The sequence below is a fragment of the Neisseria sp. Dent CA1/247 genome, assembly GCF_022870825.1.
Classification (GTDB): domain Bacteria; phylum Pseudomonadota; class Gammaproteobacteria; order Burkholderiales; family Neisseriaceae; genus Neisseria; species Neisseria zoodegmatis.
This window is the reverse complement of the sequence record NZ_CP091522.1, coordinates 1,392,746-1,419,045: the sequence shown is the minus strand read 5'-3', so window position 1 is coordinate 1,419,045 and position 26,300 is coordinate 1,392,746. Positions and strand designations below refer to the sequence as shown.

26 protein-coding genes are annotated in these 26,300 nt (G+C 51.6%); 20 read left to right on the top strand and 6 right to left on the bottom strand.

Features of this window, described 5'->3' with window-relative positions; genetic code table 11:
- Positions 1-53 precede the first annotated feature (53 nt).
- Positions 54-1,241: a succinyldiaminopimelate transaminase gene (gene dapC / locus LVJ85_RS07040; RefSeq protein ID WP_244743108.1), complete on the bottom strand. Its 1,188-nt coding sequence runs from the start codon at positions 1,239-1,241 to the stop codon at positions 54-56.
- 261 nt (positions 1,242-1,502) lie between these two features.
- Between dapC and hisH the strand changes: the two genes are divergently transcribed.
- The 9 genes from hisH (at position 1,503) to LVJ85_RS06995 (ending at position 8,275) form a co-directional block, all read left to right on the top strand.
- Positions 1,503-2,147: an imidazole glycerol phosphate synthase subunit HisH gene (gene hisH / locus LVJ85_RS07035; RefSeq protein ID WP_244743106.1), complete on the top strand. Its 645-nt coding sequence runs from the start codon at positions 1,503-1,505 to the stop codon at positions 2,145-2,147.
- Between the two features lie 97 nt (positions 2,148-2,244).
- The gene (hisA, locus tag LVJ85_RS07030; RefSeq protein ID WP_085362552.1) at positions 2,245-2,982 is read left to right on the top strand and encodes a 1-(5-phosphoribosyl)-5-[(5-phosphoribosylamino)methylideneamino]imidazole-4-carboxamide isomerase; all 738 of its coding nucleotides are present in this window, start codon (positions 2,245-2,247) and stop codon (positions 2,980-2,982) included.
- A 121-nt stretch (positions 2,983-3,103) separates the two neighbouring features.
- Entirely contained in the window at positions 3,104-3,406 is a 303-nt protein-coding gene (locus LVJ85_RS07025) for a hypothetical protein (RefSeq protein WP_085362553.1), read from the top strand.
- Between the two features lie 46 nt (positions 3,407-3,452).
- Positions 3,453-4,583 carry a glycosyltransferase family 4 protein gene (locus tag LVJ85_RS07020; RefSeq protein WP_244738269.1) on the top strand — a complete coding sequence of 377 codons (1,131 nt, stop codon included), beginning with the start codon at positions 3,453-3,455 and terminating at the stop codon, positions 4,581-4,583.
- A 91-nt stretch (positions 4,584-4,674) separates the two neighbouring features.
- Positions 4,675-5,442, top strand: a complete 768-nt coding sequence (gene hisF, locus LVJ85_RS07015; protein WP_244738267.1) for an imidazole glycerol phosphate synthase subunit HisF — start codon at positions 4,675-4,677, stop codon at positions 5,440-5,442.
- A gap of 58 nt (positions 5,443-5,500) precedes the next feature.
- Complete coding sequence (locus LVJ85_RS07010) at positions 5,501-6,046, top strand: CreA family protein (RefSeq protein WP_244738252.1); 546 nt, start codon at positions 5,501-5,503, stop codon at positions 6,044-6,046.
- Between the two features lie 194 nt (positions 6,047-6,240).
- The gene (locus LVJ85_RS07005) at positions 6,241-6,999 is read left to right on the top strand and encodes a sulfite exporter TauE/SafE family protein (protein ID WP_244738250.1); all 759 of its coding nucleotides are present in this window, start codon (positions 6,241-6,243) and stop codon (positions 6,997-6,999) included.
- Between the two features lie 115 nt (positions 7,000-7,114).
- Entirely contained in the window at positions 7,115-7,513 is a 399-nt protein-coding gene (gene hisI, locus LVJ85_RS07000; RefSeq protein ID WP_244738248.1) for a phosphoribosyl-AMP cyclohydrolase, read from the top strand.
- A gap of 87 nt (positions 7,514-7,600) precedes the next feature.
- Positions 7,601-8,275 (top strand): hypothetical protein, encoded by a 675-nt coding sequence (locus LVJ85_RS06995; protein WP_244738246.1) that lies wholly within the window; start codon positions 7,601-7,603, stop codon positions 8,273-8,275.
- Between the two features lie 84 nt (positions 8,276-8,359).
- On the opposite strand, the gene LVJ85_RS06990 is transcribed toward LVJ85_RS06995, so the two are convergent.
- Entirely contained in the window at positions 8,360-8,716 is a 357-nt protein-coding gene (locus LVJ85_RS06990; protein WP_244738244.1) for a RidA family protein, read from the bottom strand.
- A 187-nt stretch (positions 8,717-8,903) separates the two neighbouring features.
- On the opposite strand from LVJ85_RS06990, the gene ybaK reads away from it, so the two are divergent.
- The 7 genes from ybaK (at position 8,904) to nhaA (ending at position 16,645) form a co-directional block, all read left to right on the top strand.
- Positions 8,904-9,389: a Cys-tRNA(Pro) deacylase gene (gene ybaK / locus LVJ85_RS06985; RefSeq protein ID WP_244738242.1), complete on the top strand. Its 486-nt coding sequence runs from the start codon at positions 8,904-8,906 to the stop codon at positions 9,387-9,389.
- An 80-nt stretch (positions 9,390-9,469) separates the two neighbouring features.
- A complete protein-coding gene (dusA, locus tag LVJ85_RS06980) occupies positions 9,470-10,489 on the top strand; it encodes a tRNA dihydrouridine(20/20a) synthase DusA (protein ID WP_244738234.1) in 1,020 nt (339 codons plus the stop codon).
- 126 nt (positions 10,490-10,615) lie between these two features.
- The gene (locus tag LVJ85_RS06975) at positions 10,616-11,347 is read left to right on the top strand and encodes a uroporphyrinogen-III synthase (protein ID WP_244738232.1); all 732 of its coding nucleotides are present in this window, start codon (positions 10,616-10,618) and stop codon (positions 11,345-11,347) included.
- Between the two features lie 239 nt (positions 11,348-11,586).
- Positions 11,587-12,903, top strand: coding sequence for a uroporphyrinogen-III C-methyltransferase (locus LVJ85_RS06970; RefSeq protein WP_244743104.1), 1,317 nt, complete (start codon positions 11,587-11,589; stop codon positions 12,901-12,903).
- Positions 12,900-14,126, top strand: a complete 1,227-nt coding sequence (locus LVJ85_RS06965) for a heme biosynthesis HemY N-terminal domain-containing protein (RefSeq protein WP_244738230.1) — start codon at positions 12,900-12,902, stop codon at positions 14,124-14,126. Before LVJ85_RS06970 ends, LVJ85_RS06965 begins: the two co-directional genes overlap by 4 nt.
- 147 nt (positions 14,127-14,273) lie before the next feature.
- Positions 14,274-15,335 (top strand): uroporphyrinogen decarboxylase, encoded by a 1,062-nt coding sequence (gene hemE, locus LVJ85_RS06960; protein ID WP_244738229.1) that lies wholly within the window; start codon positions 14,274-14,276, stop codon positions 15,333-15,335.
- Positions 15,336-15,490: 155 nt separating this feature from the next.
- Positions 15,491-16,645, top strand: coding sequence for a Na+/H+ antiporter NhaA (nhaA, locus tag LVJ85_RS06955; protein ID WP_244738227.1), 1,155 nt, complete (start codon positions 15,491-15,493; stop codon positions 16,643-16,645).
- Positions 16,646-16,764: 119 nt separating this feature from the next.
- Here the strand turns inward: nhaA and gloB are convergent, their stop codons facing one another.
- A complete protein-coding gene (gene gloB / locus LVJ85_RS06950) occupies positions 16,765-17,514 on the bottom strand; it encodes a hydroxyacylglutathione hydrolase (RefSeq protein ID WP_244738225.1) in 750 nt (249 codons plus the stop codon).
- A 526-nt stretch (positions 17,515-18,040) separates the two neighbouring features.
- Here gloB and LVJ85_RS06945 point away from each other — a divergent pair.
- Complete coding sequence (locus tag LVJ85_RS06945; protein ID WP_244738224.1) at positions 18,041-18,478, top strand: hypothetical protein; 438 nt, start codon at positions 18,041-18,043, stop codon at positions 18,476-18,478.
- 202 nt (positions 18,479-18,680) lie between these two features.
- Here the strand turns inward: LVJ85_RS06945 and purL are convergent, their stop codons facing one another.
- Positions 18,681-22,562 (bottom strand): phosphoribosylformylglycinamidine synthase, encoded by a 3,882-nt coding sequence (purL, locus tag LVJ85_RS06940; RefSeq protein WP_244738222.1) that lies wholly within the window; start codon positions 22,560-22,562, stop codon positions 18,681-18,683.
- A gap of 258 nt (positions 22,563-22,820) precedes the next feature.
- On the opposite strand from purL, the gene LVJ85_RS06935 reads away from it, so the two are divergent.
- The 3 genes from LVJ85_RS06935 to LVJ85_RS06925 all read left to right on the top strand — a co-directional run bounded on the left by LVJ85_RS06935 (position 22,821) and on the right by LVJ85_RS06925 (position 24,553).
- Positions 22,821-23,159, top strand: coding sequence for a P-II family nitrogen regulator (locus LVJ85_RS06935; protein WP_244738215.1), 339 nt, complete (start codon positions 22,821-22,823; stop codon positions 23,157-23,159).
- Positions 23,160-23,274: 115 nt separating this feature from the next.
- Positions 23,275-23,880, top strand: a complete 606-nt coding sequence (gene recR / locus LVJ85_RS06930) for a recombination mediator RecR (RefSeq protein WP_244738213.1) — start codon at positions 23,275-23,277, stop codon at positions 23,878-23,880.
- Between the two features lie 190 nt (positions 23,881-24,070).
- Positions 24,071-24,553, top strand: coding sequence for a GNAT family N-acetyltransferase (locus LVJ85_RS06925; protein ID WP_244738208.1), 483 nt, complete (start codon positions 24,071-24,073; stop codon positions 24,551-24,553).
- Between the two features lie 91 nt (positions 24,554-24,644).
- On the opposite strand, the gene cysK is transcribed toward LVJ85_RS06925, so the two are convergent.
- Both cysK and LVJ85_RS06915 read right to left on the bottom strand, forming a co-directional pair.
- On the bottom strand, positions 24,645-25,577 hold the full coding sequence (cysK, locus tag LVJ85_RS06920) for a cysteine synthase A (protein ID WP_244738207.1): 933 nt from the start codon (positions 25,575-25,577) through the stop codon (positions 24,645-24,647).
- A 116-nt stretch (positions 25,578-25,693) separates the two neighbouring features.
- Entirely contained in the window at positions 25,694-26,299 is a 606-nt protein-coding gene (locus LVJ85_RS06915) for a hypothetical protein (RefSeq protein ID WP_244738206.1), read from the bottom strand.
- Position 26,300: the final 1 nt, after the last annotated feature.

The following is a 26,300-nucleotide window of genomic DNA, read 5'->3' as shown; positions in this document are numbered from 1 at the left end:
TTATCTGTTTGTTATTCAGATTTTTAGACGGCCTGATTCAGCAAAACATTGTCTTAGCGGTAAAGCGAAACAATTGTTTCCGCCGCTTTCACGCAAGTGTCCACATCGGCAACCAAAGCAATGCGCACATAGCCCATACCCGGATTGCCTCTATCGGTATCCCGCGCGAGGAAGCGGCCGGGCAACACTTGAATGGCGGCTTCTTGCCAAAGTTTGCGTGCAAACGCCAAATCGTCGCCGTACGGCACTTTCAGCCAAATATAAAACGAGGCTTCGGGCAGGCTCACGTCGAATACTTGTTGCAATACCGGCAATACCTTGTCGAATTTTTCCTGATACAGACGGCGGTTTTCGACAACGTGCGCTTCGTCGTTCCAAGCCGCGATGCTGGCGCGTTGGACGGGAATGCTCATGGCGCTGCCGTGGTAGGTGCGGTAGAGCAGGAATGCCTTGAGAATGTCGGCGTCTCCGGCCACAAAGCCCGAACGCAGGCCGGGTACGTTGGAGCGTTTGGAAAGGCTGGTAAACATCACAATGCCTTTGTTGCTTCTGCCCAGCTGCTGCGCTGCTTGCAGGCCGCCCAACGGTTTTTTGCCGTCGAAATAAATCTCGGAATAGCACTCGTCGGAGGCAATCACGAAGCCATAGCGGTCTTGCAAATCAAACAGCTTTTGCCAGTCTTCCAGCTGCATTACGCTGCCGCTGGGATTGTCGGGCGAGCAGACAAACACGATGCGTGCGCGCGTCCAAACCGCTTCGGGCACTTCCGACCAGTCGGGCTGGAAACGCGGCGCGCGGCTGTTGGCAAAATAGATTTCGCCGCCGCCGAGCAGGGTTGCTCCTTCGTATATCTGATAAAAAGGATTGGGGCTGACCACAACCGGCTTGAGGCCGTCTGAAACGGGACTCAGCACGGTTTGGGTGAAGGAAAACAAAGCTTCGCGGCTGCCGAGCACAGGCAGGATTTCCGTGTCGGGGTTGAGCTTCAGGCCGTCGTAGCGGCGGAACGCCCAGTCGGCACAAGCTTGGCGCAATTCGGGCAAACCGGCAGACAGCGGGTATTTTTCCAACTCGGGCAAAGCGGCGGTTAATGCGTCGGTAACGACTTTAGGCGCAGGGTGTTTCGGTTCGCCGATATGCAAAGGCACGGGCTGCAAACCTTCCGGCGCGTCGATACCTTCCATGGCTTCACGCAAACGGGCGAAAGGATAGGGTTTCAAAAGTTCGAGCAATGGATTCATGGTGTGGGATGGTTCGGCGGATGTCCGATAAGTCATGTTAAAGAAAGCGTATCTTAGCATTATTCGGCCATGAGAGCAGGCGGATAAAACGCCCGTGCAAAAAAACTGCAGCCGCCGTTTCTTTTCATGGCGCATATTCCGAGGCAGTGTTAATTTCTGCTATGATGCGGCAAACAAAAAATCAGAAATCTCGGTATGCCCGCCGCATCGGATAACGGCGGCGCAACAGGGGTTTCAGGCCGTCTGAAAGGATACTTCCACATGAACATCGCCATCGTAGATTACGGTATGGGTAATCTGCATTCCGTGCTTAAATCTGTGCAGGCCGCGCAAAAACTTGCCGGAATCGACGCTGAAATCAAACTCACCGACCGCCCCGAAGAGGTTTTTGCCGCCGATAAAATCATTTTTCCGGGGCAGGGCGCCATGCCCGACTGTATGAACGCCCTGAAAAAAAGCGGCTTGGGCGAAGCGGTTTCAGACGGCCTCAAAAACAAACCTTTCTTCGGCATCTGCGTGGGCGCACAGCTTTTGTTTGACCACAGCGAAGAGGGCGACACCGCCGGTTTGGGTTGGTTTAAAGGCGACGTCAAACGCTTTGCCGCCAATCTTCACGACGAAGAGGGCTGCAAACTGAAAGTGCCCCACATGGGCTGGAACAACGTACACCAAACGCAAGCTCATCCGCTGTTCCAAGATATTCCGCAAGACACCCGTTTTTATTTTGTGCACAGCTACTATTTTGCGCCCGCCGATAACGACATCGTACTCGGCACCAGCGCCTATCCCGACGAGTTTGCCTGTATCGTCGGCAAAGACAACGTGTTTGCCACCCAATTCCACACCGAAAAAAGCCACGACGGCGGCTTGTTGCTCCTGCGTAATTTTTTACGCTGGAATGGGTAAGTTGTGTAAAATACATAAAATATAGCGCCACTTTTTTCAGACGGCCTCCAGCCTTTCTTTAGGGCCGTCTGAAAATACCTAAACCAATGGAAATAAAATGTTACTGATTCCCGCCATAGATTTGAAAGAAGGCCGCTGCGTGCGCCTGAAACAAGGTTTGATGGATCAAGCCACCGTGTTTTCCGACAACCCCGCCGAAACCGCCCTGCATTGGGTCAAACAAGGCGCGCGCCGCCTGCATTTGGTGGATTTGGACGGCGCTTTTGCAGGCAAACCGAAAAACCTTGAAGCCATTACCGAAATCCTGCAAGAAGTGTCCAAAAACATTCCCGTGCAGCTCGGCGGTGGCATCCGCAATTTGGAAACCATTGAAAAATATCTCGATCTGGGTTTGACCGATGTGATTATCGGCACGGCGGCGGTGAAAAACCCCGAATTCGTGCGAGAAGCCTGCAAACAATTCCCCGGCCACATTATCGTCGGCTTGGACGCCAAAGACGGCATGGTAGCCATCGACGGCTGGGCAACCGTAACCGACCATCACGTTATCGACTTGAGCAAACAGTTTGAAGACGACGGCGTCAACAGCATCATCTATACCGACATCGGCCGCGACGGCATGATGAGCGGTGTGAACATCGAAGCCACCGTTAAGCTGGCCGAAGCCGTGAACATCCCCGTGATCGCTTCCGGCGGCCTGACCGATTTGAACGACATCCGTGCCTTGTGTGCCGTAGAAAAAAGCGGCGTAGCGGGCGCAATTACCGGCCGGGCTATTTACGAAGGCAGCATCGATTTTGCCGAAGCGCAACAGTTGGCAGATTCGTTGGCATAAAAATACCGTAATAAAGAAAAGGCCGTCTGAAACGGCTATGCAGGCAGACGGAATTCCGCATCATGTTCTGCCTGCGAAAACAAAACACACACGGACTACTCTCTTAAATTTAAGGAAAAACATGTTTCAGGCTTTTTTGCTTGGCTTTTGGGCAGTATGGTCTTACGACCGCGACGTTCACGCAATCAGTGAAAGTTTAAGTTTCATGATTCTCGCCGTGCTGATCAGCATAGGTGTGAACTTCTCCATGCCCATGATCGACGGCGAATGGGTGTTGGTTATGGGCATTTTGTGGATGTATGTAGCGGCCGTATTAACATTGGTTAACCGCTATTCCAACAGCTTTGTGACTACAATGGTTATCGCTTCGGCTGCTGCGGTAGGTTTTTACCAACTTTCCGAACGGCTGCCCGGGTGGATATAGCTTTGGATAAGGGAGGCGGAATTTTATTGATTGATGAGAGAGCGGTATGAAGATTGCGATGGTATCCAGAGTTATCTTTTTAGGTGGAGTAACCAATTATCTGATTGACTTAACCGAAGAGTTAATTAAACAAGGACATGACGTTTATTTGTTGTCTTATGGTGCCAGATACAAAGACTCTCCAGAAAATGCAGGACAATTCAACCGTTTGCTTGCAACAGGAATTAAATTCATTGAAATTGATTTTCCCATCAATAAAACCAGTAAAGTTGTTTATGTATTTAATTTAATCCGTAGCCTCATCAAATTTCAAAGTGTTCTCAAAAAACACCGCTTCGACATCATTCATATCCATACTCCTATTTTGTCGTTTGTACCCAGATACTTGAAACGAAAATTTGTCCGCACCCGACACGGTATTGATAATAAATTGCCCATTTTGGATTATCCTGCCGATAAAGAAATCGCGATTAGCCGTGAAGTGTACGACATTCTAAAAAAACGCTATAACTATAGCGAAAAAGAACTCTGCCTTATCCATAACGGCGTTTCTAAAGACAAATACTATAAAAAATTTACAGCTAGTGAAAAAGCTGCTTTCAAAGCGAAGCAGAATATATCTGCCGACAAAACCGTTATCGGCTTGGTGGCTTCTTTCGAGTACAACAAAGGACACGATATTTTATTGAAAGCCGTTCACGGCCTTCCGGATGAAATTAAAGAAAAAATAGAAATTGTTTTTGTCGGTTCTTCCGCCGAAAGCTATCTCGCCAATGTTAAAAAAAACATAGACGAATTGCAGTTAAGCGAAAAAGTTAAAATTCTGCCTTTCCAACCTTTAACGGAAATTTATCCTATTATTGATATTATGGTTCTGCCGTCTCGAGTCGAAGGCTTTGGTTTAGTGGTGGTGGAGGCAATGTTAATGGGCTGTTGTGTTGTTAGAAGCAATACCGGCGGCGCATACGAACAAATTGAGCATGGTCGTACCGGATATATTTTTGAAAACGGCGATGCCGACCAATTAAGGCAATATCTGAGCGAACTTGTTTTGGATGCCGATAAAAGGGCAGCTTTCGCAGAGGCTGGTCAAAACAAAGCTTTGGCATTTTTTACCAGCGAGATTATGGCTCAAAAAACATTGGAAGTTTATAAAGACTTGCTCGATGGTAAATAAACAGTTATTAAAACCTACAGATAGCGTTTTAAACACTATCTGTTTTATTTTATGTTTTATTAAGTAATTAACTACACAGAAATATACTGAAATGGCATTAGCAAAACGCATTATCCCCTGTTTGGACGTGGACAACGGCCGCGTTGTCAAAGGTGTCAACTTCGTCGGCTTGCGCGATGCCGGCAATCCGGTTGACGTAGCCAAACGCTACAACGACGAAGGTGCCGACGAGCTGACCTTTCTCGACATCACCGCTTCTTCCGACGACCGCGACACGATTCTGCATGTGATTGAAGAAGTCGCCTCGCAAGTGTTTATCCCGCTTACCGTCGGCGGCGGCGTGCGCTCCGTAGCCGATGTGCGCCGCCTGCTCAATGCGGGTGCCGACAAAGCCAGCATCAACACCGCCGCCGTAACCAACCCCGATTTGGTGAACGAAGCCAGCGGCTTTTTCGGTTCGCAAGCGATTGTGGTGGCGATTGATGCCAAAGCCGTCAATCTCGAAAACACCCGCTGGGAAGTGTTCACCCACGGCGGACGCAAAGCCACGGGCATTGATGCGGTCGAATGGGCGCAAAACATGCAGGCGCGCGGAGCTGGCGAAATTCTGCTTACCAGCATGGACAGAGACGGAACCAAAATCGGCTTTAACCTGCCGCTTACCCGCGCCATCAGCGAAGCGGTGGATATTCCCGTTATCGCCTCCGGCGGCGTGGGCAATGTGCAGCATCTGATTGACGGCGTGAAAGAAGGCAAAGCCGATGCCGTGCTGGCTGCCAGCATTTTCCACTTCGGCGAGGTGAGCATCCGCGAAGCCAAAGAAGCCATGCGTGCGGCGGGTATCGAAGTGCGTTTGTAATATTCACTTTCAGACGGCCTCCCAACTGTTGAGGCCGTCTGAAAAGAAAGAAACCGATATGAAAAAGTTCATTCCAATTGTATTGATGTCTTCCCTGCTGGCCGCATGCGGTGGCGGCGATACCGAAAAAATCGGCGAGGCGAGCACCGTGTTCAACATGCTCGGCAAAAACGACCGCATTGAGATTCATGCGTTTGACGATCCGCAAATTAAAGGCGTTACCTGCTATATTTCCTATGCCAAAAAAGGCGGTTTGAAAGAAGCGGTAAACTTGGAAGAAGACGCGTCCGACGCTTCCGTTTCCTGCGTGCAGACTGCGCCGCAAATCAGCTATAACGAAGCTGAAGTGACCAAGCCGCAAAAGATTTTCAAAAAAGGCTCCAGCTTTATTTTCAAGACCCTGCAAGTGATGCGCTACTATGATCCCAACCGCAAAGTGTTTTCATACATGGTGTACAGCGACAAAGTGATTCAAGGTTCGCCGAAAAACTCGATGGACGCTTTCTCCTGCTACACGGGCGCGCCGCTGGACGCTGCCAAGGTGAGCGTGCAGCCGAACCAGCAGATTCACGGTTCGTGCATCGTTACGCTTGCCCAAAAATAAACAGCAAATAAACTTTAAAAGAGTACGTTCGTCATGCTCGGGCTGGACCCGAGCATCTTCATAAGATTACTGGAATTCAAGATACTCGGATCCAGCCCGAGCATGACGGAACTATGATAAAAAAGTTTATTGTATAAACTTCAGGCCGTCTGAAAACCGTAGGCTTCTACGAAACCAAAACAGATTGGAACAGCATGGATCTCACCCTCTGGCACTATCTGGCGATTGCCGCGCTGGGCATTTTGGCCAGCATCATCAATATTTTAGCAGGCGGCGGTTCCAATCTGATTCTGCCGCTGTTGATGGCCTTCGGCGTGCCGCCCGATATTGCCAACGCCAGCAACCGCGTCGGCATTTTTTTCCAGTCGCTCACCGGTATCCGCGGGTTTAGAAATGCCGGTGCATTGCCCACGCACGATTTGCGCGGCATTTTGCTGCCGATGGTGGCGGGCGGTTTGGTCGGTTCGGTGTTGGCTTCGGTATTGCCCAATCAGATTCTGAAACCCGCCTTGCTCGTCTGCATTCTCGGCGTGGCCACGCTCACTTTTCTCAAACCTCAGCTTTTGTTGCCGCCGCAAAACGTGCAGGAACGCAAAGTGTCCGACACGCGCGGGGCGGCGGTTTTGCTGTTTGCGGTCGGTATCTACGGCGGTTTTGTGCAGGCAAGCACCGCGTTTATCCTGCTACCCGTATTGGCCGGCGTACTGCACTACAACCTGCTGCGCGCCAACGCCTTGAAACTGGTGTGTACGCTGGCGTTTACCATCGTGGCTTTGGCCGTATTTATCGTGCAGGGGCAGATTTGGTGGGATGTCGGCCTCGTGCTGGCGGCCGGCAATATACTCGGCTCGATGATCGGCGTGAAAATTGCGTTGAAACTTTCGCCCAACACCTTGCGCACGATTTTGTTTGTGATGACGGTGGCGGCCGTAGCAGCGGCGTTTTTAAAGTAGATGAATGAGTGGGCGGAGAAACAGTCGCCGATATAAGATAAAATTACCGATTTTAAAAAAATACTGTACAAGAAAGCCGGTAATAAAAGGCCGTCTGAAAAAGGAGTCAACAAACATGCCGAACCCACTGTTGGATGCCGTTAAATTCGATGAAAAAGGCTTGGTCTGCGCCATCGCACAAGACGCGAAAACCCTGCGCGTGCTGATGGTGGCTTGGATGAACGCCGAAGCACTGCAAAAAACCGCCGAAACAGGCTACGCCCACTATTACAGCCGTTCGCGTCAAAAGCAATGGATGAAAGGCGAGGAATCGGGGCATACGCAAAAAGTGCGCGAGCTGCGTCTGGATTGCGACGGCGATGCGGTAATTATGCTGATAGACCAAGCCGGCGGCATTGCCTGCCATACAGGACGCGAAAGCTGCTTTTACCGCGTGTGGCGCGATGGTGAATGGCAGATTGTGGATGCGGTATTGAAAGACGAAAAAGAGATTTATGGGCATACGCACGGTTGATTAGAATCACGGTTAAAGGCCATCTGAAAAGTTCAGGCCTTTCATTATTTATTTTTATTTGACAGTTATTTTTAGGAGATTTTCATTATGAACGAAATACAAAAACAAACATTAGAGCATGCTATTAAGAACTATTCATTCCCCGCTGCTTATTATGATTTTTCTAAAAATAAAGAAGTAATAGGTTTAAATATGAGTGATGTGGAACTTCGTATCGGTTCACAATTGCGCTCTTCCGATATTCAAGAGATAAAATTTGGATTAGCCAATATATTATTTTGGGGATATGCTCAAATTGGATTTGGAAGCAAACGCATAGAGAAATTCTATGACAAAATTGATGATAAGCAGCTAATTGAATTTAAAAACTTAGTTGCCAATGGGAGAGTGCCAACAATAATAGAAATTAAAAAATTGAATTTGCCAGAGTTATCAGGAGGCATGTCTTTTGCCACAAAAGTTCTCACTTTTCTTGATTTGGATGAACATTGTGTTCTTGATAATCAAATACTAAAAATCAAAGCACATGTTCCCGCTAAATTAAAAGCTTTAAATGAAATCAAAAAAAGCGATAAAGAAACTTTAATTAGAATTAGTACCCATAATGCAGATTGCTATGAAAAATGGTGTCGTGAATGTCAAGAAATTAGCATGCAATATTTTGACGGAAAATTTAGAGCCGTGGACATAGAAAGAGGTTTTTTTAATCTGATTCAGCAGGGAAGAGTTTTAGAAGCAAGTGAAATATATCAAGCTGCCTAATATACAAGCTTTTCCGTATATTTCATCTTGGAGGCCGTCTGAAAATCTTTTCAGACGGCCTCGATTCATCTATCCATACCTAAATTATTTCCGAATCTGCACAGCCGAAACTTTGATTTCCACAGCCCAGTCGGAATTAGCCAGTTTCGCTTCTACACAAGCGCGGGCAGGGGCGTGGCCGGGGGCTACCCATTCGTCCCAAGCTTCGTTCATGGCGGCGTAGTGGGACAAGTTCGGCAGAAAAATGGTGGCTTCCAAAATGTGTTTTTTATCGGAACCGCATTCGGCCAGCCATTTGTCGATTTGCGCCAGCACGTCGCGGGTTTGTTCGGTTACGCCGACATCGGTGCGTTCCGGTACCATGCCGGAGAGGAAAACGAAACCGTTGGCGACGGTGGCTTCTGAAAGGCGGGGCGTTTGGCCGAAGTATTGGATGGTCATGTTGCTGTCCTTTTTGTGTGGAGGAAAACCGGTGTTGGAAATGTCCGAAAGGCAGATACTGCGTGTCGGTCGAGGCGCTTATGGTAACATAGCCGGCCACATATTCTAACCGCCGTCAAGCATGCCGATGGCCGATTGCAGCGGTTAGGTTTAGCGATTTTTCTATACGATTTTTTCAGACGGCCTTATGAGCAAAACCGATTACCCCATCACGACTGCCATCCGTTTTCTGCGCGGTCATAATATTCCTTTTACACCGCATCTTTATCCCTATGTCGAACACGGAGGCACGGCAAATTCGGCGGAATGTTTGGGCGTGCCGGAGCATCAAGTGGTGAAAACCATCGTGCTGCAAAACGAGCATAAACAGGGCATGATTGTGCTGATGCACGGCGACAAACAGATTTCCACCCGCAATCTCGCCCGCGAATTGGGCATGAAACATATCGAACCGGCCGACCCGAAGCAGGCCAATAAATGGACGGGTTATTTGGTCGGCGGCACCAGTCCTTTCGGCACCAAAACGGCGCTGCCGGTGTATGTGGAGCGCACGATACGCGATTTAGACCTCATCTACATCAACGGCGGCAAACGCGGTTTTCTGGTTGCCGTCGCACCGCAGGCTTTAGACGCTTTGAACGCGCAAGATGTCAACGTTGCCACCGGAAGCTGAGCGAGCGGCCTGTTTTGCACGAAAGCAGGCCAAAAGCTTTATAATGCACAGCTTCGGATTTTTAAATGTGATGCGTTTTCATGACTTCTGCTTCTTTACCGCCGCGCCGCCTTTCCGTGGCACCCATGCTCGATTGGACGGATACTCACTATCGTTACCTTGCCCGCCAAATCACCCGTTATACTTGGCTGTATAGCGAAATGATCAATGCCGGCGCGATTATTCACGGCGATCAAAACCGTTTTTTGAAGTTTAACGAGGGCGAGCAGCCGGTGGCCTTGCAGCTTGGCGGCAGCGAACCGGCTGATTTGGCCAAAGCCGCCAAAGCAGGCGAAAACTACGGCTACAATGAAATCAATCTCAACTGCGGCTGCCCCAGCCCACGGGTGCAAAAAGGTGCATTCGGCGCGTGTTTGATGAGCGAAGTAGAGCTGGTGGCCGACTGCATCAAAGCCATGCAGGATGCGGTGCAGATTCCCGTTACGGTTAAGCACCGCATCGGTGTCGACCGCCAAACCGAATACAGCACCGTGCAGGATTTTGTCGGCACACTGTCGCAGAAAACCGCGTGCACCACGTTTATCGTTCATGCGCGCAACGCTTGGCTGGACGGCTTGTCGCCGAAAGAAAACCGCGAAGTGCCGCCGTTAAAATACGAATATGTGTACCAACTCAAGCGCGATTTTCCTGATTTGGAAATCATCATCAACGGCGGCATCACCACCAACGAACAGATTGCCGCCCACTTACAGCATGTGGACGGCGTGATGGTCGGGCGCGAGGCGTACCACAACCCCATGATTATGCGCGATTGGGATGCGCTGTTTTACGGCAGCCACGAAGCGCCCATCGAATACGCCGATTTGGTGCACCGCCTGTACCGATACAGCCGCGACCGCGTTCAGGCCGGCGGAGGCGCTTTATTGCGGCACACCGTCCGCCATTATTTAGGCTTGATGCACGGCCTAAACAAAGCGCGCGTATGGCGGCGGATGCTGTCGGATGCCGTTTTATTGAAAGACAACGACGGCAGCCTGATTTTGCAGGCATGGAAAGAAGTCGCTGAAGCCAACGGCTTGCCTTACGAAGCGGGCGAATAACGGTTATAAGTTTTCAGACGGCCTCATTACCCAATGCACACCAAAGGCCGTCTGAAACATCAATCAAGCGTTTTTCAAAACACGCTTTGCTTGCCCGAATAAAACCGAAACGAAACAGGAAACAGCATGAACAGGCCGTCTGAAAACCTTCCTGCCATTTTGATTGTGCGTCCGCCGTCGCAAGCCTCGGCGGATGTAGCCAAATTTGAAGCACAAGGCTGGCGTGCCGTGCCGTTCAGCCCGATGCAGATTGAGCCGGACCATAAAGCCTTGCAGCAACTCAACCGCCGCTTTCACAATGCAGATGCCGTTTTCTGGGTCAGCCCCAGCGCAGTCGAAACCGCCGCGCCGCACATTGATTTTTCAGACGGCCTTCCCATCCAAATCACCGTAGGGCAGGGCAGCCGTAAAGCCTTAGCAAAGTTTTACCCTCACAACATCATCTGCCCCGAAGAGGGCAACGACAGCGAAGCCGTGCTGGCTCTGCCCGTGTGGAACACACTCAAACCCGGTGCCGAAATCCTGATTGTGCGCGGCCACGGTGGGCGCGATTTTTTAAGAAACGCTTTGATTCAACGCGGTTTTCAGGTCAAACTGGCCGAAATCTATTTCAGACGGCCTTGCCCGCCCGATTGGTCGGTATGGGAAACCGTAGAGCCGCAAGCCGCCTATATTACCTCTGCCGAAATGGTGGATTTATTGTTCCGGCAAGTGCCCGATAGATTCGCCCAACCGCTGCGAACCTTGCTATACTTCACCCATCATCCGCGTATTGCCGAAGCCTTACGCAAAGCAGGCGCCCGCCGTATCCGCATGATCGGGCGCACAGACGAATGTGTTACACGGAGCGACGAATGAGCGAATCCAACGGAAACACCCCCGAAAACGAATTGCCCGACACCCCGCAAAGCGGGCAATCCAAACAACTCTTGGTGGTATCGAAAGACGGCACGGTGAGGCCGTCTGAAACCGTATCCGAAAATACCACGCCGAAATCATCCGAAAAAGAAACAGCCTCTGCAGCAGAAAAGCCGTCCGAACCGAAAACAGGCTTTGCCGCAGCGGCACCGAATAGTCCCGAACCCGCAGGAAATCTTATGTCTGACTCCAAAAATACCCAACCCCTAGTCACTCCGGTGGTGGTGAAACAATCATCAGGCCGGGCGGTAGCCGTTGTGGCGCTGGCTTTTTCACTGCTGGCTTTGGGCGCGGGCGGCTTTTTGTTTGTGCAGGGGCAAAACCTGCTCAAAACGCAAGAAATGGATTTCAACCAAAAAATCGACAAAGCCGCATTGGGCGAATCGCAAAACGCCGCGCTGCTGCAAGAAATTTTGCGTAAACAAAACAACAACCAAAACGTATTAGACCAAATCGTCGGCAACCAAAAACAAAATGCCGACAAAATCGCCGCCGCCAACAAAGCCTATCAAGAATTGCTCAAAGGCCGCGCCGATTGGCTGGTGGACGAAACCGAAACCATGCTGAATATGGGTTCGCAGCAATTACTGCTTACCGGCAATGTGCCCGCCGCCGTTAACGTGCTGGAAAACATCGAAAGCCGCTTAAGCCGTTTCGACCATCCCGAGCTGCTGCCGATCAAGCAAGCCGTAAGCGCCGATTTAACTGCTTTGAAAAACCGCCCTTATCTTGACGTTTCCGCCGTATCCCTGCGCCTCGACCGCTTGGAAACCGCCGTTGCCGGCTTGCCGCTGATGGTGGACGGCGCGCTCAAACCGGGTCAAACCGCCCAACCGGCAGCCGCGCCCGCCGCCAACCTTTCTTGGTGGGAAAACGCTTGGCAGAAAACCCTCGCCGCGCTGAAAGGCATGGTCGAAGTGCGCCGCTTGGACAACAACGACGCCATGCTGATTGCCCCCGAACAAGTGTATTTCGTGCGTGAAAACCTGAGATTGCGCCTTTTGGATGCCCGCACCGCCTTGCTCCAGCACAACGGCGAAGTGTATCTGAACGATTTGAACAATGCCGAAACCGCAGTCAAACAGTATTTCGACACCGCCTCTCCGGCCACACAATCTTGGTTGCGCGAGTTGGGCGAATTGAAAGCTTTGGACTTGCGCTCCGTATCCGACGACGTGCTGAAAAACAGCTTAAACGCCGTGCGCAATTATCAGGAAGTCGTGCGCCCGAGCCGTCCTTCTACGCTGCCCGAAGCGGCTTCCGCGCCCGCCGTTGCGCCTGAAGCTTCAGCTTCTGCTCCGGCTGCTTCGGATTCCGCAGAGAAAGATTCCGCAGAGAAAAAAGAAGAAGCGGCTTCTGCCCCCGTTGTCGCTCCGTCTTCTCCCTCAACGTTAAGCCCGAAAAAAGAAGATGCGCCGAAAAACGTAAAACCTTCGACAGTGCCGCGTGAAAACAAACCGGCTTCGTCTCCGGCAGTGAAAGGGGAGCGGGCATGAGAGGCTTAATCTGGATTATCGTTTTATTCGCCGTTGCCGTCGGCTTGGCGATTGCGGCGGGTTCTTACAGCGGCAACGTGTATGTGGTGGTTGAGCAAACCATGATGCGCGTTAACCTGCACGCATTTATTATCGGCTTGATGGCGCTGGTGATCGTACTGTATCTGCTGGTGCGCCTGATTGCCGGCATTCTCAACGTGCCCGGCCGCATCCAACGTTTCGGCACGGCGCGTAAAGGCCGCCAAGCTTCTTTGGCGCTGAACAATGCCGGTTTGGCGTTTTTTGAAGGCAAATTCCAAAAAGCCGAACAGGAAGCCGCCAAAGTATTGGCCAACAAAGAAGCGGGCGACAACCGCACTTTGGCCTTGATGCTGGGCGCACACGCCGCCGACCAGATGGACGACATGGCCTTGCGCGACCGCTATCTGACCGACATCCAAGCTTTACCTGCCAAACAGCAGCTTTCGCGCCATTTGCTGCTGGCAGAATCGGCACTTACCCGCCGCGACTACACGGCTGCGGAAAATCATCTTGCCGCAGCTACCCAAATCAATCCGACCTTAACGCGCTTGGTGCGTTTGCAACTGCGCTACGCTTTCGACAAAGGCAATGCGCTTGACGTGTTGGATAAGTCTGAAAAGCTGGTGAAAGCGGGCGCCATCAGCGATTACGAATCCGACCAATACCACAACTGGGCTTACCGCCGTTTGCTGGCTTTGGTTTCCGACGCGGGCGGCTTGAAAGCCTGCTTGAAACGCATTCCCGAGCATTTGAAAGCAGGCGAATTGTGCGTAGTCATCGCTGAAAAATACCAGCGCTTAGGCTTGTATCAGCAGGCGGTGAAATGGGTGGAAGAGTATTACCCGAAAACCCGCCAACTCGAACTGCTGGAGCCTTTCGTGGAAAGCGTGCGCTTTTTGAGCGACAAAGAGCAGCGCAAGGCGATTGATACTGCCGACGCTTGGCTGAAAACCCATCCCGACAATGCCGTTTTGCTGATGTATTTGGGCCAGCTTGCTTACGACAAAAAACTGTGGGGCAAAGCGCAAGGCTACTTGGAAGCCAGCATCGCCCTCAACCCCGAAGTGCCTGCGCGTTTGGCTTTGGCCAAAGTGTTTGAAGAAACCGAGCAGCCGCAGAAAGCCGAATTGCAGCGCAAACTGGTTTTGGAAGCCGTTGCGCGCGATGAAGGCGAAAACCTGCTACCCGTAGAAAGCCGTTAACCGCGTTTTCTTATCCGCTTCAATGAAGAGGCCGTCTGAAAAACAGTCTTTCAGACGGCCTCTTAAAATAACAGCCGGCTGTTGATGTTTTGAATACAAGTTCATGTTTGCAGCCGGAATCACTGCAAAATTTCACGAGAAAATAAAATGACTCCTTTGAAAAACGACACCTTTTTGCGTGCCTTGCTTAAGCAACCTGTTGAATACACACCGATTTGGATGATGCGTCAGGCAGGCCGCTATCTGCCCGAATACAAAGCCACCCGCGCCCGCGCCGGCAGTTTTTTGGATTTGTGCAAAAACACCGAGCTGGCCACCGAAGTGACCATTCAGCCGCTGGAACGTTTCGATTTGGACGCGGCGATTCTGTTTTCCGACATCTTAACCGTGCCCGATGCGATGGGTTTGGGCTTGTATTTTGCCGAAGGCGAAGGCCCCAAATTCGAGCGTGCTTTGCAGCATGAAGCCGACATCGCCAAGCTGGAAATGCCGGACATGGGCAAGCTGCAATATGTGTTTGATGCCGTTACCTCCATCCGCAAAGCCTTAGACGGCCGCGTGCCTTTAATCGGCTTTTCCGGCAGCCCGTTCACGCTCGCCTGCTATATGGTGGAAGGCGGCAGCAGCAAAGAATTCCGCACCATCAAAACCATGATGTATTCGCGCCCCGACTTGCTGCACAAGATTTTGGATGTTAACGCCCAAGCCGTAACCGCATATTTAAATGCGCAAATCGATGCGGGTGCGCAGGCGGTGCAGATTTTCGATACATGGGGCGGCGTGTTGAGCGATGCGGCGTTTGAAGCGTTCAGCCTGCATTATATGAAGCAGATTGTCGGCGGTTTGAAACGCGAAAGCGAAGGCCGCCGCGTGCCGGTGATTGTGTTTACCAAAGGCGGCGGTTTGTGGCTGGAAAAAATGGCTGACACCGGTGCCGACGCCCTCGGCTTGGATTGGACATGCAACATCGGCGAAGCCCGCAAGCGCGTAGGCGGTAAAGTGGCGCTGCAAGGTAATTTCGACCCGTTCGCCCTGTTCGGCACGCCGGAGAGCATCCGTGCCGAAGCCGCCCGCATTCTGGAAGCATACGGTAACGGCAGCGGCCATGTGTTCAATCTCGGCCACGGCATCAACCAACATGCCGACCCTGAACATGCTAAATTGCTGGTGGACACGGTACACGAATTGTCGCGACAGTATCACCGTTAATCCGCGTTTGAAATAGCATTGAGGCCGTCTGAAAAGCTGTTTTCAGACGGCCTTTGAGAGAAAAACCTACTGTTGGGCGCATTTGTTCCGGCAGTAGGTTTGTATTCAGTAGTCAACTCAACCCATCAACAGACTTTTAAGAGAAAGGAAGGTTAGTGAAGGATAAATTAACTCATTTTTTTAGTTCGGAACCTGCGGCAGGCATCGTATTGATGATTGCGGCGGTACTCGGCATCATCGTGGCGAATTCGCCCGCTTCGGAACATTATTTCAGCATGCTCGGCGCTTATGTGGCCGGCTTGAGCATTTCGCATTGGATCAACGACGGTTTGATGGCGGTGTTTTTCCTGTTTGTCGGCTTGGAAGTGAAACGCGAATTGTTGCAGGGCGAATTGAATACCAACGCCAAGCGGATATTGCCCGGCTTGGCCGCGTTGGGCGGTTTGATGATGCCCGCGCTGTTTTATATTTTGTTTAACAGCGGCAACCCCGAAACATTGAAAGGTTGGGCCGTGCCCGCCGCCACCGATATCGCTTTTGCGCTGGGCGTGCTGGCTTTGTTGGGCAGCCGCGTACCGGTGTCTTTGAAAATTTTTCTGACGGCGCTGGCGATTATGGACGACTTGGCCGTTATTGTGATTATTGCCCTGTTTTACAGCAGCAGCATCAGTTTCGTTTATCTGGCTTTGGCCGCCGCAACTTTGGCCGCTCTGTTTTTCTTGAATAAAAAAGGCATATTGAAAAGCCTTCCGTATCTGCTGTTGGGCTTGTTGCTGTGGTTTTTCGTTTTGAAATCCGGCCTCCATGCCACGCTTGCGGGCGTGTTGCTGGCTTTTGCCATTCCTCTGCGGGTGCAGGATTCTATTCAGGAAGCACCGCTGCTCAAGTGGGAGCACGCTTTGGAAAATCCGGTGGCGTTTTTCGTGGTACCGGTGTTCGGCTTTGCCAATGCCGGCGTATCTTTCGCGGGCTTGGACAGCTCGGTGCTTTTCAACCCCGTGGTAGCAGGCATTTTCGCCGGTTTGTTTTTGGGCAAACAGTTGGGCATTTTCGGCGTGGTTTGGGTAACGGTGAAACTCGGCTGGACCCAATTGCCTGAAGGGGCAAGCTGGTTGCAGGTGTATGGTGTGGCGCTGTTGTGCGGCATCGGTTTTACCATGAGCCTGTTTATCAGCCTGCTGGCGTTTGTTGACCCCGCCATACAGGATTACAGCAAAGTAGGTGTGTTTTTAGGTTCGCTGTTCGCGGGCGTTTCGGGTTATCTCGTGTTGAAATTCGCACCGTTTGAGAGAATTAAGATTAAGTATTAAATCGTGTTATCGAGGCCGTCTGAAAACTTTTTCAGACGGCCTCAATGCTAAGGTAAAGCTGTTTACGAAACCCATGTTTTAACAATAAAACCCATCAACCGCAAACGCGATTGCCAACATCAAAAGTGGTTTTTCAATTCCCTCATTGCTGCGAATACCTCAACTTCATCTTCACTGTTTATTCCGCTGAGAGTACGAACCCGCGCGGCTATTTCCCTGTGGTCGGTTCGTAAAAAAGGATTGATATTCCGTTCCCGAGCAAGGCTCACCGGTAGCGTGGGAATATTGCGGGCTTTCTCAAGTGCCGTCTGAATATGGGCATTATCCGGTTCGATGTGGGCGGCAAAGCGCAAGTTTGCAGCCGTGTATTCGTGAGCCGGATAAAAGAGCGTTTCGTCAGGCAGATTTTTGTACCGTTGCAGAGAAGCAAAAAGTTGCGCTGCCGTGCCGGTGAAAACACGGCCGCAGCCTGCTGAAAATAAAGTGTCTCCGCAAAACACATGAAGGCCGTCTGAAAAATGCAGCACATAGCCGAGATGGGTGCCGGTGTGCCCGGGCGCGGCCCATACTTCAACCGTGTGGCCGCCGAAGCTTAATTTGGCGCCTTCATCGACGTTTATGTCGGCAGTCGGAATATCAAGATTGCCGTAAACCGTGCACTCGGGAAATGCTTGTTTCAGCGCGGCAATGCCGCCGGTATGGTCGTTGTGATGATGGGTAATCCAGATTTGAGAGAGCGAAAGGCGGTGCTGTTTGAGGTAGGCTATCACAGCATCGGCTTCGCCGGGATCAACGCACACGGCTTCTCCCTGATGTTCAATCAGCCAGATATAGTTATCGGAAAAAGCGGGGATAGGGTGGATATTCATTGGGTTTAGGTTCCTGAAATATATGGGTTTGAACGGAACTTGGTTTTATACAAGCATATCGAAGGTGTTGGCATGAAACAAGGCCGTCTGAAAATTTCAGACGGCCTTGTTTGTTGAACAGCTGTTTCAGTTCAAAGAGAGTGCGTTAGTCAGGATTAGGCTGAGTTTCATTTAAAGTTTGCCGCACATAAATGATCTTTTTGACCCACTGTAAAGCTTCTTCTGCTTCATCCAAGCGGCGTTGGATACGGCTGCTTTCACAATCGGCATGCCCGGCGTATCGATGGTATTCGCGGGTTAATCTTTCTATTTTTGCTTGTAATTCACTACGCCGCTGTAAGTAGTATGAGTTGTCAGCCTGTTTCTGTTGTTCTGTGAAGCACCCCACGCAGCAGCCGATTTATACGGCTTAGGCACGGGCGTATATCCCGATGTGCCCGACGCATCCAAATACGTTTTAGTTATATTACAGCGGTGTTTGGGGATGAGATTTAATGTATTATTCCATTTTTCTAAAGGGCTATTTATGAAATACATTATTTCTCTGTTGGTTTTGGCGTTAACCGCGTGTGGAGATCCAGAACTTAAACCACCTGAAATCAGCAATTCTATTGAGATTTCAGACAATGAGCAGCAAGATTTGAGTGATGCAGTGCACCACCTAGGAGTTTTGTGTAACAACGTTTTCTCAAAACCTGATTCTTTTAACGTCGTATCGGTTGCACAGCGTGAGGCATCGCCGGAGCAGAAAAATTCTTACGGCTGGGATAAGGTTTTTGAAGTTGAGCTGATGCTGGATAACCATCCGGATTTTAAAACAGCTATCAAAAATAACTGTTCATTCTATATTGGCGACGGCCGCCGCGCTGGCGTGGTGTCTAAAACAAGTTGTATGGAAGATGCCTGTCGTCTTAGTCCGCTTGAAGAAGGAGTCAGCGGGGGAAAGTTTTACGAATTTAATTAAAATCGATATATAGGCCGTCTGAAAATCATCTGAATCTAACGGTTGAAAAGGTTTTCGGCCACCGTTGTGCGGTGCGGCAGGTAAAGCAAACATAATTGGTATTGGAGGCCATACGGATGGTTCTCAAATGTAGAGTTGAAACAGTAACAAGCTGCCTGAAACGGTATTCAGACAGCTTGTCGGTATTACCCCATCAGCTCAATTAACCCAAAGCCTTGCGCGCGCCGGCAAACATTCTGTACCAGCCGGAAAGTTCGCTGTCTTGCCAATCGTCGGGGTGCCAGCTCATTTGGGCGGTGCGGTACACGCGCTCGGGGTGCGGCATCATGATGGTTACGCGGCCGTCGGCGTTGGTTACGCCTGCGATGCCTTGCGGCGAGCCGTTGGGGTTGAGCGGGTAGGTTTGGGTAACTGCGCCCAAGCCGTCCACGTATTGCAGGGCGATATTGAGGCCGTCTGAAATCTTGCCGCCGATATGGGCGAAATCGGCGCGGCCTTCGCCGTGGCTCACGACTACGGGGAGATGGCTGCCTTGCATTTCGGCCAGAATCAGCGAGGGCGATTTGGGCACGTTGACCATGCTCAGGCGGGCTTCAAACTGCTCGCTTCGGTTGCGTTTGAACTTCGGCCAGCCTTGCGTGCCGGGGATGATTTCCGCCAAGTTGCTCACCATTTGGCAGCCGTTGCACACGCCCAAAGTGAGCGTGTCGCCGCGCTCGAAGAAGGCGCTGAACTGGTCGCGCAGTTCGGGGTGGAACAGGATGGATTTCGCCCAGCCTGCGCCCGCACCCAATACGTCGCCGTAGCTGAAGCCGCCGCACGCGGTAAGCATTTGGAAGTCGGCGAGTTTCACGCGGCCGGCCATCAAGTCGCTCATGTGTACGTCGTAAGCATCGAAGCCCGCGCGGGTAAAGGCGGCGGCCATTTCCACCTGTCCGTTCACGCCTTGTTCGCGCAACACGGCGATTTTCGGCTTCGCCCCGCTGTTGATAAACGGCGCAGCGATGTCTTCTTTGAGGTCGAATTTCAGGTCGGCAAACAGCGCGCTGCGCTTGTCGTCTGCCAGCAGGGCAAATTCGCTGTCGGCGCATTCGGGGTTGTCGCGCAGACGTTGGATTTGGTGGCCGGTTTCTTGCCATGCCTGCTGTAATTTCAGACGGCTTTCGTCGAAAATCACTTCGCCATCTTTGGAGATGTGCAGAATGTCGGTATTGTTGGGTACGGCGATTTCGGACACCGCGTCCAACAAATCTGCGGCGGAAAAGGCTTGCCGTATCGCTTCGGTATCGGCTCGGCGCACTTGAAGCACTGCGCCTAATTCCTCGTTAAACAGCACGGAGAGTGCGTCTGCGTTTTCAGGTAGCCGTACATCCAAGCCGCAACGCCCCGCAAACACCATTTCCGCCAACGTCGCAAACAAGCCGCCGTCGCTGCGGTCGTGATAAGCCAAAAGTTTGTCTTCGGCCACAAGCTGCTGAATCACTTGGTAAAACGCTTTCAGACGGCCTGCTTCGATATCCGGCGCTTCGCCTGCCATATCGTTATACACTTGGCTTAAGGCCGAGCCGCCCATGCGCGCTTTGCCGAAGCCCAAGTCCACGGCCAGCAATACGCTGTCTGCCGTGTTTTTCAATTCGGGCGTAACGGTTTTGCGCACGTCCTGCACCGGTGCGAAACCGGTAATAATCAGGCTCAACGGCGAAGTTACCGATTTTTGTGCGCCGTTGTCTTGCCACACGGTTTTCATCGACAGCGAATCTTTGCCCACGGGAATGCTGATGCCCAGTTCCTGACAGGCTTGCGACACGGCTTCGACGGTGCGGTAGAGTTTTTCGTCTTCGCCGGCGTTGCCGCAGGCGGCCATCCAGTTGGCGGAAAGTTTGATGTTGCCGATGTCGCCGATATTCACTCCGGCGAGGTTGGTCAGCGTTTCGCCGATGGCCATGCGGCCGGAAGCGGGCGCGTTAAAGAGGGCGACGGTCGGTTTTTCGCCCATGGCCATGGTTTCGCCTTTGTGGGTATTGAAACCCATCATGGTTACGGCGGCATCGGCTACGGGGGTTTGGTAACGCCCCACCATTTGGTCGCGGTGGGTCATGCCGCCGACGCTGCGGTCGCCGATGGTAATCAGGAAGTTTTTGGCGGCCACGGTAGGCAGGCGCAACACGCGGTAGGCGGCTTCTTTCAGGTCGATATGCCTGCCTGAAAACGGTTTTTCAGACGGCCTTACGGTGTTGTCGCTGCGGGTGGTTTTGGGCGGTTTGCCGAGCAAAACGTTCAGCGGCAAATCGACGGGATTGTTGCCGTACAAATCGTCGCGCACTTGCAGATGGCCGTCATCGGTAGCGGTGCCGACCACGGCAAACGGGCAGCGTTCGCGCTCGCAGATTTCGCGAAACAAATCAAGGCTTTCCGGCAAAATCGACAATACATAACGCTCTTGCGCTTCGTTACACCAAATCTGCATCGGGCTTAGGCCGTGCTCTTCCAGCGGCACGTCGCGCAGTTTGAACACCGCGCCGCGGCCGGCGTCGTTCACCAATTCGGGGAAAGCGTTCGACAAGCCGCCCGCGCCGACATCGTGAATCGACACAATCGGATTATTTTTGCCGAGTTGCCAGCAGCGGTCGATCACTTCCTGCGCACGGCGTTCGATTTCGGGGTTGCCGCGCTGTACCGAGTTGAAGTCCAAATCGGTGGCGTTGCTGCCGGTATCCATAGACGAAGCCGCGCCGCCGCCCAAGCCGATCAGCATGCCGGAGCCGCCGAGTTGCACCAATAATGCGCCTTCGGGGATTTGGTCTTTATGGGTTTGGCCTGCTTGGATGTTGCCCAAGCCGCCGGCAATCATAATCGGTTTGTGGTAGCCTCGCATTTGGCCTTCGAACTCTTCTTCAAAGGTGCGGAAATAGCCCAAGAGGTTGGGGCGGCCGAATTCGTTGTTGAATGCCGCGCCGCCGATGGGGCCTTCGATCATGATGTCGAGCGGGCTGCTGATGTGGTCGGGCTTGCCGTAGCCGCCTTCCCACAGTTGTTTGAAGCCGGGGATGTTGAGGTTGGACACGGTAAAGCCGGTCAACCCCGCTTTCGGGCGCGCGCCTTTGCCGGTGGCACCTTCGTCGCGGATTTCGCCGCCCGCACCGGTGGCCGCGCCCGCGAAAGGGGCGATGGCGGTGGGGTGGTTGTGGGTTTCCACTTTCATCAGGATATGCGTTTCTTCTTCGCTGAAGCGGTAGCCTTGCTGCTCGTCCGCACGCGGGTAGAAACGCTCGATTTTCGCGCCTTCGATAATGGAGGCGTTGTCTTTATAGGCCACAATCGTGCCTTCGGGGTGGGCGTTGTGAGTGTCGCGGATCATGCCGAACAGCGATTTGGGCTGTTTTTCGCCGTTTAAGATGAAGTCGGCATTGAAGATTTTATGGCGGCAGTGTTCGGAGTTGGCCTGCGCAAACATCATCAGTTCGACATCGCTGGGGTTGCGCTGCAAGGCTTGGTAGTTTTCCAGCAGGTAGTCGATTTCGTCGGGCGACAGCGCCAAGCCCAGTTCGCTGTTGGCTTGTATTAAAGCGTCTTTGCCTTTGCCTAAAACGTCAACGGTGGCAAAGGTTTGCGCTTCGGGGTGGGCGAAGAGCTGTGAGGCCGTCTGAAAATCAGGCAGCACGCTTTCGGTCATGCGGTCGTGCAAGAGGGCGGCCCATTGCTGTTTTTGCCCGGCGTTCAGTTCGCCTTTCACCCACACCGCCATGCCGCGCTCGATGCGTTCGATTTCGCCCAAGCCGCAGTTGTGCGCAATGTCGGTGGCTTTGGATGCCCACGGCGAAATGGTGCCGATGCGCGGGGTGATTAAAAACAAATGCAGGCTGTTTTCGGCTTCGGGTGTTTTTTCGACACTTTCTGCTTCTAACAAAGCCTGCAATTTCGTTGCGGTTTCGTTGTTCAGCGCGGATTCGCTGCTCACAAAATACCAAAATTCGCTGCTTAATTCTGCTTTCGGCAGGCCGGCGGCTGCGGCTTTTTGCAGGAGTTTTTCGATGCGGAAATCAGACAGGGCGGCAACGCCGCGCAAGGGCAATACGACGGACATGAATCTAGCTCACACATGCGGTTGGAAATGGGCGTAATTGTACACAAAATCAGTATGGTTTGCTCGGCTGCAATCAACCGAATTAATTTTTAATGCGCCAGCCGTATTAGCCGTACTGTCTGCGGCTTGCTGTCTTGTATTAAAAACCCGTTTGATTGGCTGGATTTTCCTTTTCAGACGGCCTGAAAAGCCCATTGAACCTTGCTGTGCTTTATGTTAAAAACAGGCCGTCCGAATCTTCTTCAAAGCGAGAAAACCATGAAAAAAATCGAAGCCATTATCAAGCCGTTCAAACTCGACGATGTGCGCGAGGCGTTAACCGAAATCGGCATCACCGGCATGACCGTTACCGAAGTGAAAGGCTTCGGTCGCCAGAAAGGGCACACCGAAATCTACCGCGGCGCGGAATACGCGGTGGATTTTCTGCCCAAAGTGAAAGTGGAGCTGGTATTGAGCGATGCCGACGTGGAGCGGGCGGTGGAAACCATTATCGAAACCGCGCGTTCGGGCAAAATCGGCGACGGCAAGATTTTCATCATGCCGGTTGAAGAGGCGATCCGTATCCGCACGGGCGAGCGCTCGGATGCGGCGGTTTGAGCGCTTGCTTGAAAACCGTTGAATCAAACTTCAAAGGCCGTTTTTCAGACGGCCTTTAAGCTAAAGTGCTATATAATCCGAGCTGTTTGACCCTATCCCACAGGCCGTCTGAAAAATGCCTAAAAATCCCGATGCCTTTACCCGATTAATCAACGCGCTGAAAATTCTGCCCAATGTCGGCCCCAAATCTGCACAGCGCATGGCTTACCAATTATTGCAGCACAGCCGCGACGGTGCACAGGAATTGGCGGATGCATTACAACACGCGTTGAAGCAGGTGCATCATTGCGCGCGCTGCAATACGTTTTGCGAAGGCGGGTTGTGCGACATCTGCGCCGACCCCGAACGCGACCCGCGCCGCCTGATGATTGTACACATGCCTGCCGATGTGTCGGGTATGGAAGCGGCCAACTGCCACGACGGCTTGTATTTCGTGCTGATGGGGCAAGTTAATCCGGCGCAGGGCATGGATTTGAGCCATATCGCTTTAGACAAACTGGTCGAGCGGCTGCAAAACAGCGAGGTGGAAGAAATCATCATTGCCACCAATTTCACCGCAGAAGGCGATGCCACGGCTTATGTGTTGTCGGAGCTGTTTAAAAACCTTTCTTATAAGGTCAGCCGTTTGGCGCGTGGCATTCCTTTGGGCGGCGAACTTGAATACATAGATGCCGGCACTTTGGCGCAAGCGGTGTATGAACGGCGTTTGCTCAAAGAATAATGCGGCATGTGTGAAAATGCCGTCTGAATTGAAAAAATATCCGTTTATAGAGAAAAAGTTACGCTTGGTATAAATAACTTCACAGCCAACAAAAAAACGCGTATTTTCCGCATGAAATTTTCCCTTTTTTCTTTCTTTTTTCAGACGGCCTCTATCCTCATACAGGCCGTCTGAAAACCAAGAGACGACGATGAGCCTGATTACCGTACTCCGCCCCGCCACCGCCCAAGATTGCGAACACATTTACAATGCCCACCGCTATTCGGTGCAATACACCTGCACCCGCAGCTACGACAATAAAATATTGGAAGTGTGGAGCAAACTGATCAGCCCTGCCGGTTATCTGGATACCATTGCCGATCCGAATAAAGCCTTATGGGTGGTGGAATACCGCGGCCACATTCAGGGTTTTTTCCAGCTTGATTTCAAAGAAGCGCAGCTGGATGCCCTGTATGTTCACCCCTTCGTACACAATCACGGCTTGGGTACGGCTTTGTTGCAGCGGGCGGAAGAATTGGCCATCGACGCGGGCTTGAGTTTCATCAAACTCTATGCGTCGTTAAATTCAGTGGCATTTTACAAGCTCAACGGATACGAATCGCTGGGCGAAGCGGTTTTGCCTTTAAGCCGGGAAGTAGCGGTGCAATGCGAATTGATGAGAAAGTATCTCTAAACATACACAAGCCGCAACAAGGTGTAAATTTCAAACAGACATAAAAAAAGGCCGTTTTCAGACGGCCTTTAACATGTTTGCAAGATTGACCTTAAGCCAAATCAGCAAACAACGGAGTAGAAAGGTAACGCTCGCCGTAAGAAGGAATCAGCACCACAATCAGCTTGCCTGCGTTTTCAGGTTTTTTGGCCAATTCCAAAGCAGCCGCAACAGCTGCGCCGGAAGAAATGCCCACCAAAATGCCTTCTTTCTCGGCCATAGCACGCGCGGTGGCAAAAGCGTCTTCGTTAGAAGCTTTAATAATGCTGTCGTAAACCTGAGTATTTAAAATGCTGGGCACAAAGCCTGCACCGATACCTTGAATAGGGTGGGGGCCTTTTTCGCCGCCGCTGAGAACCGGAGAGGCTTCAGGCTCTACCGCAACTACCTGCACTTCGGGTTTGCGGGCTTTCAACACCTCACCCACACCCGTTACCGTGCCGCCGGTGCCTACGCCGGCCACAAAAATATCGACTTGGCCGTCGGTATCGCGCCAAATTTCTTCTGCGGTGGTTTCGCGGTGAACTTGGGGATTCGCTTCATTATCAAACTGACGCGGCATGAAGTAAGTGTCGGGATTTTCGTCAACCAGCGATTTAGCTTTGGCAATCGCGCCGCCCATGCCTTCTGCTGCGGGAGTAAGAATCAACTCCGCACCAAACGCACGCAGCAACATGCGGCGCTCTTTGCTCATGCTTTCCGGCATGGTAATCACCAATTTGTAACCGCGAGCAGCACAAACCATCGCCAAGCCGATACCGGTATTGCCGCTGGTGGCCTCGATGATGGTGGTATTTTGATTGATTTTGCCTGCTTTTTCCGCAGCGTCCAGCATGGAAGCGGCAATACGGTCTTTAACGCTGCTGCCGGGGTTGAAAAATTCTAGTTTGGCAATCACGCGGCCGGGCAGGCCTTCTGTGAGGCGGTTCAGCTCTACCAGCGGGGTGTTGCCGATTAAATCAGTGATGTTGCGTGCAATATTCATAATTCTGCTCTCCTGATGAATCAAAATGTCGGATACTTTTATACTATATTCAAATTATATGAAAGCCCAATATCTTATGTTTCTTAGGTTATAACTTTTAGTTGTTAAGGCTGGTTTTAACCGAAACGGATATTCAGCAATTCATTGAATACATAGGCCGTCTGAAATAAAAAAGCCATCAAAACACCGGCCTGCAACTGCTTGCCGCTAAACCGCGTAACCGGCTCCTTCGAAATCAAACTGCGGTGTACATAGAAAATCAACATAATCAGCGCTTGGGCAACAAACCAATACGCAGGTTTGAGCGCATACATTTGCAGCAGGGCGGGCATCACATAAGGCGTGATGCCGGTTGGAAAACGGAGATACACCAAGAATGCCAACAATAAAAACACGATGGTCATCAGCATTCCGCTCACGGCAAACAAACTGATAAAGCCGTTGGTTTCCTGCGCCTGCCACCAACCTTTTTCAGGCAGCTTTTTCCAGTGGTTGATGAAAAAGAACAGGCTCGCCAAAGCGATGTACAAATGCGGAATATACAAAGGGGCAAGGTAAGTAATGCCTAAAATGCCGGGGAGTAATTGTGCGCCGATTACACTGAAACCCAACCACAGCAAAACACTTGCCCAAAGCCATTGAAATTCGCCCGCCTTAAAAGCAGCAACAATAAATACGGTAATGTAAACAGCCAATACCCATAAATCAAAACCGACGGCCATG